The 11,929-nt window shown below is 53.2% G+C and carries 5 protein-coding genes; 1 reads left to right on the forward strand and 4 read right to left on the reverse strand.

Translation table 11 applies throughout. The features are described 5' to 3' along the window. Positions 1-90: 90 nt before the first annotated feature. A complete protein-coding gene (locus Q4E93_RS07520; protein WP_303583938.1) occupies positions 91-1,269 on the forward strand; it encodes an acyltransferase family protein in 1,179 nt (392 codons plus the stop codon). Here the strand turns inward: Q4E93_RS07520 and Q4E93_RS07525 are convergent. The 4 genes from Q4E93_RS07525 to Q4E93_RS07540 all read right to left on the reverse strand — a co-directional run bounded on the left by Q4E93_RS07525 (position 1,259) and on the right by Q4E93_RS07540 (position 11,780). Then, a complete protein-coding gene (locus Q4E93_RS07525) occupies positions 1,259-4,300 on the reverse strand; it encodes a TIM-barrel domain-containing protein (RefSeq protein WP_303583940.1) in 3,042 nt (1,013 codons plus the stop codon). The two genes, Q4E93_RS07520 and Q4E93_RS07525, sit on opposite strands and share 11 nt — an antisense overlap. A 25-nt stretch (positions 4,301-4,325) precedes the next feature. Continuing rightward, positions 4,326-6,773 carry an alpha-L-arabinofuranosidase C-terminal domain-containing protein gene (locus Q4E93_RS07530; RefSeq protein ID WP_303583942.1) on the reverse strand — a complete coding sequence of 816 codons (2,448 nt, stop codon included), beginning with the start codon at positions 6,771-6,773 and terminating at the stop codon, positions 4,326-4,328. A gap of 93 nt (positions 6,774-6,866) precedes the next feature. After that, a complete protein-coding gene (locus Q4E93_RS07535) occupies positions 6,867-8,483 on the reverse strand; it encodes a RagB/SusD family nutrient uptake outer membrane protein (RefSeq protein WP_303583944.1) in 1,617 nt (538 codons plus the stop codon). 12 nt (positions 8,484-8,495) lie between these two features. Further along, positions 8,496-11,780, reverse strand: coding sequence for a SusC/RagA family TonB-linked outer membrane protein (locus tag Q4E93_RS07540; RefSeq protein ID WP_303583946.1), 3,285 nt, complete (start codon positions 11,778-11,780; stop codon positions 8,496-8,498). Positions 11,781-11,929 lie beyond the last annotated feature (149 nt).

Consider the following 11,929-nt stretch of genomic DNA (forward strand, 5'->3'; position numbering starts at 1 on the left):
TGTTGGGGTTACGGTTTGTTAATTTTGAAATTAGGTGCGGGTTGCTTATGGGAGAGTATTTCTTTATCTTGCTCATTAAACTGCTGCAAATTGAAACAACGTTTTTATTCCCTGGACGTATTCCGCGGCGCGACAGTGGCCCTGATGATCCTTGTCAACAACCCTGGCAGCTGGAGCTACATCTATGCGCCATTGGAGCACGCCCCCTGGCATGGCTGCACGCCGACGGACCTGGTGTTTCCGTTCTTTCTTTTTGCGGTGGGCAATGCCATGGCTTTTGTGATGCCCAGGCTGCAGGAGGCGGGAAATGCGGCTTTCCTTAAGAAAGTATTCACCAGGACCTTGCTGATCTTTGGCATCGGCCTATTCCTGAACTGGTTCCCTTTTGTCAAATGGTCGGGGGATCAACTGGTATTCAAAAAATGGGTTGAGGCGGCGGCGTCCGGAGGGATGCCCACAGGCGTGCGGATCCTGGGCGTCTTACAGCGAATCGCGCTGGCTTATTGTTTTGCCGCGCTGATCGTTTATTACGGAAAGATAAGGGGGGCCTTTGTGACAGGCGCCGTCATATTATTGGGCTATTGGCTGGTGTGTATGCTGGCGGGTGCGCCGGCCGATCCTTATAGTTTGTCAGGCTATTTTGGCACTGCGGTCGACAAGGCGGTGTTGGGAACGGCGCATATGTATAAGGGAGAAGGCGTGGCATTCGATCCCGAGGGGCTCGCGAGTTTGTTACCGGCCGTAGTACAGGTGATCCTGGGATACCTGGTGGGCAATTATATTTTACAGAAGGGTAAGACCTATGAAATGATCGCGGGCCTTTTCGTTATTGGTTGCATCTTTATATTTGCGGGCTTTTGCTGGGACATGGTCTTCCCTATCAACAAGAAGATCTGGACCAGCTCTTTTGTCATCTATACCACCGGGCTGGCCATACTGGTGCTTTGTGTGCTGATGTACGCGATTGAAATGCGCGGGGTGCGGGGTGTCTGGAGCCGGTTTTTCGACGTATTTGGGAAAAATGCCTTGTTTATTTTTATGATCAGCGGGATCCTGCCCCGGATCTATGGCCTGATCCGTATCACAGACGGAGTGGATGGAAAGGGGCAGATCATTCATAAGGGGCTAAGTCAATGGATGTATGATCATATTTTTGCGCCGGCTTTCGGTTATATGAACGGGTCATTACTGTATGCTGTTTTCAATATCCTTTTGATGTGGCTGCTCTGCTATTGGCTGGACAGGAAAAAGATCTATATCAAAGTTTGAGGGTGACTGGTTTTCCACGGTAGGAAATAGTTTTGTGCAGCTGGTTAAGGACGATATTGAACTTCCTTTCCGTCAGCATGCCCGGGAAGCTACCTTGCCGGGGTCCGATGGTCAGGGTGCGGGTATTTTCATTCCAATGGAAGGCTATCTCGCTATAGCTGCCTTTTTCATAATGATAGCTGTCATTCTCGTCCTCATAGAGGGTGAAGCTGGCATCGGCGCCGGGGTAGATCCGGACCTCCAGGTTATCCCATTTCTTTTCTGCGGCATATTCAACGTTGGGTCCCCAGGGTATGATGGCGCCTGCCTTTATATAGAGGGGCATAACGTCCATGGGTGTCTGTTTTATATGTGTTGTGCCACCTTGCAGGAGCTCGTTCGTCCAGAAGTCATACCAGCGTGCGCCGGCCGGCAAGTAAACAGCTTGTTCCTTTGCTCCCTTCTCCGTCACCGGGCAAACGAGGAAGGACTTACCAAAAAGGTATTCATTGTCGATGTCGAGGGCTGCGGCGTCGTGGGGAAAATCCAGGTATAGTGCCCGCATCATGGAGCCGGCATGGGCTGTAACATCCCAGGCCATGGAATACAGGTAAGGCAGTAAATGATAGCGCAAGCGGATGAATTTTTCCTGCGCGTCGAAAGACCAGTCGCCCTGCCTTCCAAACTGGTATATTTCACGGGGTATATCGGTCCCATGCGAACGCATCATAGGTGTGAAGGCGGCAAATTGCAGCCAACGGGTGTAGAGTTCCTGGAAGTCGGGATTCTTCGCGCCTCCTCCTTTGACAAAGGCGCCGGCAAAAACCCCCCCGATGTCTGTATTCCAGTAGGGAATGCCGCTGAGGGAAAGGTTCAATCCCGCAGGGATCTGTTTGCGGAATACCTGCCAGGTGGAGACGACGTCGCCACTCCAGTTACAGGCGCCAAATCGCTGTTGACCTGCAAAGGCGCTGCGTGTGAGGATCGTCACTCTTTTTTCGTTCGTGGTCTGCCGCTGATGTTCGTACACGCCGCGGATATGTTGCAGCGGAAAGGCATTGCGGACGCTGCGGAACGTTCCCAGATAAGTAGGCAGATCGAAATCCTTTTCTTTCAGGTTGACATGATCGGGTTCGGAAGAGTCCAGCCACCATCCGTCGGTGCCCAGGGAGAAAACGCCTTTGTTCAGAAATTCCCAGTAAATGTCCCTTGCGGCCGGGTTGTATACATCATAGGGGCGGGCGCCGCTGTTGGGAGGCCAGGTCTCGAAATCCAGCAGCATTTGTTTTGGTTTAAAGGCGGCGTACTGCTCTGTCAGGGGGCCGAAGCCAGGCCAGGCGACGATGAACAAGTGGGCCTTCAGCTGGTGTACGCTATCCACCATGCCTTTAGGATCGGGATAGGTGGTGGGATCGAAGCGCATCGCATTCCAGTTGCTGTCCCTACCCCAGTATTGCCAGTCCTGGATGATACCGTCAAGGGGTATGTGGAGGCTACGGTATTTTTTCACCACGTCCATCAGTTCATATTGTGTCTTATAACGCTCGCGTGACTGGTTGAACCCATATACCCAGAGGGGCATGAGGGGCGCCTGGCCGGTGAGGTCACGGAGCCGGGCAATTACCTGGTCGCCGCCGCCACCATAGAGGAAGTAATAGTCGGCGCCATCGCCGACCTGGGATTCAAAAGCTGTCTCCTGGGGATTGTCGGTAAAGTCGGTCGGGGAATAGTTGTCCCAGAAAAGGCCATATCCCTTCAAGGATTGGAAAAAAGGAATACAGATCTTCATGTTGTCCTGGCGGAGGAAGATCCTTTGTCCCCGCTGATTGAGCTTCCCGTTCTGCTGCTGACCCAGACCATAGATGAGTTCGTCCTTATCCAGGAGGAAGGCCTGCCGTACGATGAAAGTTGGCTTGTTTACATCGGTGATGGGAGAGAATTGTGTACCATAATCTTTTTCAGCGAGGAGCGGCCGGCCGGCGGTGTCTTTGAATTGGATCTTTCCGGTCTTCAGGTTGAGCAGTATATGGAGGCTGTCTGTTCTCAGGGTTACTGCATCTTCCTGTTCCTCTATCGTGAAGTTAGTTGTCTGAGGTTGTTTGATGACCGACAGGCTTTCTTTTTTGAATACGCGGCCCTCCGGTGATTTGACGATCCTGGCCATAGAGGGGCTGTAGAACTGGATCTCTATATTTATGTCGTTGACCGTCGCCTTGCCGCCTGTGGCGGTGCGCGTGAACTGTTGGCGGGCCTTCTTCTGGTATACCCGTACATAATCCACCTCAAAGCGATGGGGGAATTTTGTATCGGGCGTTATTTCGCCGCCATTCTGCCCACCCATGGCCAGGTTCAGCAGCATATAGTGCGGCTGTTTGAAAGGATTGAAGCCGGAGCCGTCTTTATTTACGAGTTTGGAAATCCCGACTTTATTGAGGAGTACGTCATCCACATAGAGGGCAATGGCATCCTCGTCCCAGTCCATGCGCCAGATGTGAAATCGGGAGGACCACTTTTCGCCGCCCATAGAATCGACGGGCCTTGTTGTCGAATACCATTCGGCTTTTTTATCGCTGCCGAGACAGGCGATGTTGGCCAGGAGCTTATTGCGATAGTATTCCATTATGTCTATCTCTCCATTGGCCGGCCAGCGGCCAGCATCGCCCAGGGTCCACCATGCGGGCCATAGGCCATGGCTGATGTCGATGCGTCCCCGCATGATAAAGCGGCCATACTGCCAGCTATGGAGACCTTTTGTATTGACGCTCGATGAAGTATAGGGGCGATCGGGGTTGTCTTGTTTGCGGCCTTCGATGACGAGGTTGCCGTTCCGGCAGTAAGCATTTTCTTCCTGGTACCACTGGGCTTCCTGGTTGCGGACGAAGCCATGTTCGAAACGCCAGCTGTCGGGATCCGGCGGGCCGTCGGTGTTGAATTCGTCGGACCAGACGAGGACGTAGTTGGTGTCGCTGGAAGTTTTTGGCTGGGCCAAGGACGGCAGGGTAAACAGGAGGGAAAGGTACAGGAGATGGGGACGAGTGAGGTGATGGAACATATGGTGAAGTTGATATGGGTTAAGCTTACCGGGTTTTAAAACGGAGGAGGGTGAATGAATACGGAGGCAGTTCCGTTGTAAAGTTTGCGGCGGCGGGACAGGTGGATGTTACAGGAACGACCTTTTTATCGTCGGGACGGCCGGAGAGAACAGTCTTAGTGCCAGTTGTTCCGGATAGAGCGATATTGGCCAGGTCGATCGAAGGATTGACTGCCACGGGCAGGAGGTTCACCATCTTTATGATCAGGTCGCCGGAAGCCGTCTCGCGTACAACTGAGATGGATATGCGCTTCCGAACGGGATCCTGGTTGTTGGAAATGACTGTTGACCCGGGCAGGTATTCATTGCCTTCGTTGGATCCGTAGAGTTTCTGGACCTCGTAGTCTACGGTCGTCTTTACTTCGGAATTGTTGAAATAGATGAGATCGGGGTTCCATTGGGTATGCCCTTCTTTTGCCAGCAAGGGGGCGTAGGAGGCCATGGCCACGATGTCGCCGTTCCTTTCAAGCGCGGTGAGATAGAGCGCTTCGGCCAGGGCAGTCTCGAGGTTATTGGGCCTGCCGGGCAGGTGGGCGGCGTATTCTCCCAGGTAGACCTTGCTCCGGCTGCGATCGTACCGGTCGTAATAATCCTGGTTATAGATAAACCAGCCGGGGGATTGATAATAATGTTCGTCGACGGTGGGAACTTTTAGTTTGGTGGCGAGGTCCCAACCCTGTTCGTAGTCTGTTCCTTCGAAGGTCGGTCCCACCGTGCCGATGACCGTGATCTCCGGATGGGCTTTGCGCATGGCGTTATAGATGAGGGTGAACCTTTCCTCGAAGATGTCGGTGATGAGGTCTTCATTACCGATGCCAATATATTTGAGGTGGAAGGGCTGCGGATGACCGGCTTCGGCGCGAACTTTTCCCCATTTGGTATGGGCGTCGCCGTTGGCATATTCCACCAGGTCGAGGATATCCTGTACATATTCATCCATTTCATTCATGGGTATACCGCCCTGTTGGCCTTTTAGACCGGACCTCCCCAGGCCTGAGTTCTGGCAGGGTACGCCGGCCGCGACGACGGGCACCGGTTGGGCGCCAATGTCCTCACAGAATTGAAAGTATTCAAAATAGCCCAGGCCCGCCGTCTGGTGGTAGTTCCAGATATTGCGCTGGGGCTTGCGGGATTCGAGGGGTCCGATGGTGTTCTTCCAGCGGTAGATATTGTCCAATCCGTCGCCATGAGCGAGACATCCGCCGGGGAAGCGGACAAAGCGTGGATGAATGTCGGCGATGGTGCGGGCGAGGTCGGCGCGGAGGCCGTTCTTCCTGTCTTTAAAGGTATGCTGGCTGAAGAGAGAGATCATGTCCAGCTCTACCCTACCGGGCTTCGCAGGCTGCAATTCCAGGTGTGCGTCGCCTGCATCGGCCGTTGCGGTGAGGATGGCTTCGGACTTTTTCCAGTTGGGGCCAGCCCCGGAGATCGAGGTCCGGGCAATGACGCCGGCCGTCGGGCTGACTAAGCTGATCTGTAATTTTCCCTGCAGGTGGCGGGTGAAGAGAGAAAGATCATAACGCTGATCTTTTCTAACGGGAATGTTGTCGAAACCCGTGTTTATCAAAGCAGCGCCCGGAGCCGTCATGTCGAGGACGGCGTAGTGGGGATTATTTGGATGGACCGGGTTGGATGAATCGATGGTGAATCGGGCGTTGGTACCTTTTAAGGACCAGGAATGGGTGCTGTTCCAATCCTTGTCGCTGCCATTTTTGTCTTGCGGCGTGTATTCGAAGTCCCGGTTCTGGATGAGCTCTGCGTATAATCCGCCGTCGGCGGCGTAGTTGAGGTCTTCGAAGAAGACGCCTACCAGCATGTCGCTGATGGGTTTGGATCGTTCGGGCTGGAGGGAGAATTTTACGTCTACCGGATCCAGACCGGCAAAACGCACTTTATCGCCGGCAGTTGATTCGTTGTAAAGGGTTCTTTTGTATTGTTGCGCTTCGTAGGTTTGGAGCAGTTTGTCGACGGTGGTGTAAGGCACATGGAGGATCTGGCCGGGCGTGGGACCTTCGGGCAGTTGGATGGAGACGAGGGCCGGGGCGGAGAGATCGGTCACCATCTGATAGCTTTGCCTTCCCCAGGTGATGAGGTCGGCGGAGGCTGCGCGTGCAAGAATCTTTTCCCGTTGGCTTACCCGCCAGGTGCATTGCCAGCTCCCGGCGTTATCCAAAGTGAGGATCGGTGTCCACATTTGTTTGTCCGAGCCCCAGGGACCGTAGTCGGATCTCAGGTAACTGAAATCCGTGCCGATGGGATACCAGGTGCTTTTGTCGCGGCTCCAGGCGAATTGCAGGCCGCTGCGTCCATTGTCCTTTGCTTTCGCGTAGGAAAAGAGGTAGATCGAATCGGGGTCGTGGTTCGAGGCTTTGGACTGGAAGGCCAGGAAGAGAGGGAATACTACGAGAAGCGTCAATTGGCGGATTGAAGACATGACATGCGCGTTATGCCAATGAAGATAGGAAAATAAATGTAAAAATGATATTTAAAAAAGGTCCGGCCCGCAAGCGGACCGGACCCGGGTATTTTATTGGTATCCCTGGTTTTGTGTAAGATTGGCATTCTTTGCGATCTCCGTCCGGGGGATGGGAAAAAGTGAGCGGTAGTCGCCATTGGGGGAATGCGAGAGCCATGATTTTTTCGTGAATGCCCCAAACCGGATCATGTCGGTCCTCCGGCGGGCCTCCTGGCAAAATTCCCAGCCCAGCTCATCCAGGAAACGGCCGAACTGGATATCGGCGCCGCCTTCATATGTGGATGTCAAATGATTTCGCAGGCCATAATCATAGGTGCTGCCGCCCTGCAATTGGGCTCCGGTGACAATGGCTTTGGCGGGGTTGGACTTAAAATCCCGCTGGCGAACCTGGGTGACCAGGTCGGCTGCGTCATTAGCGAGGCCGTTCCTTAGCAAGGATTCGGCTTTCATCATCAATATGTCGGCATAGCGGAAGAGGGGCCAGTCATTGCTCAGGCGGTTGGTGGCGCCTTTCGCGATCTCGAATTTCCCCAGCCGGAAACCATCTACTTCATCGGAGATATCGACGCCCGCCACATAGTTCCTGTAGGACAGCGGTTTTCCGGCGAAGTCACCCATGGTGGCCTTCAGGCTGTCTCCTGCAGAAGTATACTGCTGACCCTTGATATAATTATCCTGGTAGCGGCTGTCCTCCGTGTCGAAGGTGGTGATGAATTGCGGCACGGCGCATACTCCGCCCCAGGGCGAAAATTGCAGGTTGTAGGTGGCCTGGTTCTCCGGCTCCAGGGTTTGCATGTGAATGTCAAAAGAGTTCCAGTCACTGACATACTTCGAGTCGAAAGGCAGCGCGAAAATGATCTCTTTGGAGCCCTGGTTCTCCGTGATAAAAACGTTTTTCTGATTGGGTTCCAGGATGAATTGGTTCGCATTTATGATGGTGTCGCACACCGCAATGCATTTGTCCCAGGCCGGCGTACCTGTATAGACTTCTGCGTTCAGGTACATTTTTGCCAGCAGGGCAAGTCCCGCCCATTTATTGAATTTGCCGTAGGTGGCCGTACTATTGTCCTGGCTTACCTTGGGAATATTGGTGACGAGATCATTTACAATGAAATCATAGACTTCTTTCCGGGTGTTCTGCTTTGGCAGATATCCAACAGGAACGTCGAATTTGTCTACGATGGGGACGTTGCCATAGCAATCGCACAGCACCCAATAATAGGATGCCCGCAGCAGCTTAATCTCGGCAACGAGCGCTGTGGTGTCTTTCGGATCGACGGGAATAGCGCCGGACTGGACCTGGTAAATGATCCGGTTGCAATTGGTGATGCCCTGGTAGGCCCTTGTCCAGACGTTGATCACGATGTCGTCGTCCGTGGTCCATTTATGTTCATGGATCCTGCGGTAAACGCCTCCATCCACCCATCCGTTGGGCCGGGCCGGGGTGAGCATTTCGTCGCCGGACACTTCCTGCGCCCGATAGAGCGTATTCCACTGGAGGAGCAGGCCGCGCCAGTCCACATAGGCTGCGCCCGACAGGGCGGCCAGGTCTGATTTACCAGGGACGAATTCACTGGCTATGATCTGGTTGTAGGACGTATCCTTTAGTTTGGTGCAGGATGCGCCTGCTATTAAAAAGAGGATGATTATATAATTACGCACGTTCATGATGTTATTTTTTTAGAAGGTGACATTCAGACCCACGCTAAACGTCCGGGTGGTGGGATATTTATATGGGCTGTCCATTCCGGGATCAAGACCTGCCGTAGGCGTCTGGGCGACACCGGACTGTGCATAGGAAGTGCCGTTCCTCAGGCTGACTTCCGGATCGATGCCCTTATAACCCGTGATGATAAATGCGTTCAGCACGGCCGCATACAGCCTGGCGGATTGAATATACCGCAAACCCGTATGGTTCCAGTTATAGCCCAGGGTAATGTTATCGATCTTCCAGTAATCGCCTTTCTCGATGTAATAGCTGTTGAACTCCACGGGAGACTTTAGCTGTGTTTTGCCAAACACTTTATCAAAAGCGTTGGTGAGGACATTGTATTGGATCTGCGTGGGGTTTTCGAACATCATCCGCTGCAGATTGGCCACCTGGAATTTGAAGGCGCCCCGCTGGGTGATGCTGAGGTCCCAGTTCTTATAGCGGAAATTGTTGTTCCAGCCGAGGTAGAATTTGGGAAGACCGTTGCCGATGACCCGTTTGTCACCGAAGGAGTGAGTGAAATCGGAATACTTCACCGGCTTGCCATCACTGCCCTGGTAGACCCATTGACCGTAGTTGGCCACGTCGGATGGATCGTTCCCGATGTCGACCACTTTGAAACCATAGAAATCACCTACCGGGCCGCCTACCTTCAACAGGTGGGAGAAAGTCTGGATGGGCGGGAAGATGGCCCCTACCTGCAGGTAGTTGGTAGAGGTTTTGTATACGTCATTCGACAGGCTTTTCAGCTTATTGGTGTTGGTGGAGTAGCTGACGCTGGAATTCCATTCAAAGTCTTTTGACTTCACGGGAACAAAATTCAGCATGACCTCCACCCCTTTATTTTCCATGGTACCGACATTGGCCAGGGTCTGGCTATAAAGGTTCGGCGGGCTGGGTACGTCGTACAGGAACAACAAGTTATGGATCTGGCGGTTGTAGTAATCCACGCTGCCGCCGACGCGGTTCTGCAGGATGCTGAAATCAAGGCCGATGTTGGTTTCGCGTTTTTCTTCCCATTTCAGGTTGGGGTTGGCGTTCTGGCTGGGCGTCAGGGTTTGGATCCATACGCCATTGGAGAATACGAAACCGCCGTACCCGACAACGCCGACGCCCCGGAACAGGTCGGTGGGCTGGGAGCCCGTGACCCCATATCCCACGCGGAATTTCAGGTCGTCAAAGATCTTTTGTTCGCTCATGAAGCCTTCCCGGGAGATCCTCCAGCCGGCCGACACAGCCGGGAATGTGCCCCAGGGGTTCTTCGTTCCCCATAGCTGGCTGGCTTCCTCTCTTCTCACGCTGGCCATTAAAAGGTATTTTTCGTCGTAGTTATAGGTGAGCCTTCCGAAGAACCCGATGAGATTGGTTTCACTTTTGAAGTTTTTGATCAGGCCCTGGTAGAGGCCGCTGCTGATGGCCTGACCCAGACCGATGTTGTTCCATCCAAACCTGTCCGTTGGAAAATCCCAGTTCTCGGTGGAGTTGCTGGTGTAGATATTTTCCTGGTAGCTATAGCCGCCCAATAAAACCAGGTGGTGCTTATTAAAGGACCGGGTGTATTCGGCGGTGAGCTCGGCTAACCTGTCTATCGATTCGTCGCCTCCGATCTTCGCATATCCGTTCTTGCCGTCGCGCAGGGTGGACACGTGCTGTTTGGTTTCGGCATAGCCGTTCTCGCTGACTCTCTTGCCATAGGAAAATACGCCGGAGAGCTTCAGCCCTGTAACGGGCGTGAAGATGATGGCCGACTTGTATCTTGCGTTGCTTTCGTTTGACTGGCCGTCGCTCTCCATCAGATCGGAAACAGGATTCTCGTAGTCGAATTTTGTCAGCTCCTGGAACCAGGTGCCGTCGGCGTTCTTCAACGGTGACGTGGGATTTTGCATCGTGGCCTGGCGATAGATATTTGAGTTAAAGCCATTCCATTTGCGTGAGGAGCTGAACAGGTTGAGGTTGATCTTCAGCTTGTTGTCGAACATGCTGTGATTAAAGTCAGCCCTGCCGTTGAAGATCTGGTTGTAGGATTTTTTAAAGATGCCTTCCGCGTTATTATAGTTACCGCTGATGAGGTAGTTGGTGGTGGCATTGCCTCCCCGGAAAGTGAGGTTGTGCGACTGGATGACGGGGGTTCGGGTGATGGCCTTCAGCCAATCGGTGCTGGCCCCGTTGTCGGCCATTTCTGTCTTGCGGAAGCCGGCCTTGATCTGCGCCCGGAAGTCAGCTGCGGTGGAGAGATCCAGCTTTCTGGCGATGGTCTGTGTGCTGACGTAGCCACTGTACTCGACGCTGCTCTTGTTATTACCGCTGGCTCTCCGGGTGGTGATGAGGATCACGCCGTTGGTGCCCCGGGTGCCATAAATGGCGGCTGCGGAGCCGTCCTTCAGCACGTCGATGGATTCGATGTCCTGTGTTGCGACTGTCCTCAGGTCGCCGGGGATCCCATCGATCAGCACCAGGGGATTCTGGTTGGCGCCCATCAGGGTCGTTTGTCCCCGTAAGAGTATTTGTGTGCTTCCCGTTGGATCGCCATTGGGAGATATGACGGACAGGCCGGCTACCTTACCCTGGATCAGCTGACCTGCATCCGTGACGGAGCCTTTGATAAAATTTTCCGCCTTCACCGTTGCCACGGCGCTTGTCAATTCTCCTTTGCGCTGGGTGCCATATCCAATGACGACTATTTGCTGGAGCTCTTTATTCACCAGCTGTAAGGATACCGACAGCGTTTTGTTGCCGTTGAGCGGGAGCTCCTGCGAGGCATAGCCGATCAGGCTGAATACGAGGGTCGCGTTGTCATTGGCTACGTTGATCGAAAAGGTACCGTCCTCTTTGGAAGCAGTTCCATTATTCGTGTTCTTTTCCCGGATAGTAACGCCGGAAAGCGCGTTGCCGGAGGCATCGGTGATCTTGCCGGTCACCGGCGTGGCAATTTCGGTGGTTTTACGGACCGCGACGGAATCCATGATGACAAACAGCCTGTCGTTCACCCGACGGTACGTCAACGGGCTGTTGAGCAATATGATCTTCATGACGTCGCCAAGAGATGCATTTTCGACGTTGACTGACAGCCGCTGCTCTTTGGGCAGGACGCTTGTCTTGTATACAAACCGGAAGGATCCCTGGTCCTCGATGGCCTTGAGAACATCCTTTATTGTCACATTATCAAGCCTTAAGGTAATATTTCCCTGACCATAGCTACTGGCAGCGGCCGGAAGGGTAAAGCCAATAATGAATATAATGGCAAGCTTCGTCATCAAGAAATATTTGAAGATTAACCTGGCTGCCGGGCACGGCAGTCCATGTCTTGTTTTTTTCATACTTTTGCAAGAGTTAAATGTTTAAGATTGGATAGCTTCCTACGGCTATTAACTGTCTTTTACTAATACGGAGAATGCTGCAAACA

It is taken from the genome of Flavitalea plasmicola (assembly GCF_030546645.1).
In the GTDB taxonomy this organism is placed as follows: Bacteria; Bacteroidota; Bacteroidia; order Chitinophagales; family Chitinophagaceae; genus Puia.

Bases quoted from the DNA above. Each gene is read 5' to 3' on its own strand.
- Q4E93_RS07525 (WP_303583940.1), bottom strand. From the start codon at position 4,300: ATGTTCCATCACCTCACTCGTCCCCATCTCCTGTACCTTTCCCTCCTG.
- Q4E93_RS07530 (WP_303583942.1), bottom strand. From the start codon at position 6,773: ATGTCTTCAATCCGCCAATTGACGCTTCTCGTAGTATTCCCTCTCTTC.
- Q4E93_RS07540 (WP_303583946.1), bottom strand. From the start codon at position 11,780: ATGACGAAGCTTGCCATTATATTCATTATTGGCTTTACCCTTCCGGCC.
- Q4E93_RS07535 (WP_303583944.1), bottom strand. From the start codon at position 8,483: ATGAACGTGCGTAATTATATAATCATCCTCTTTTTAATAGCAGGCGCA.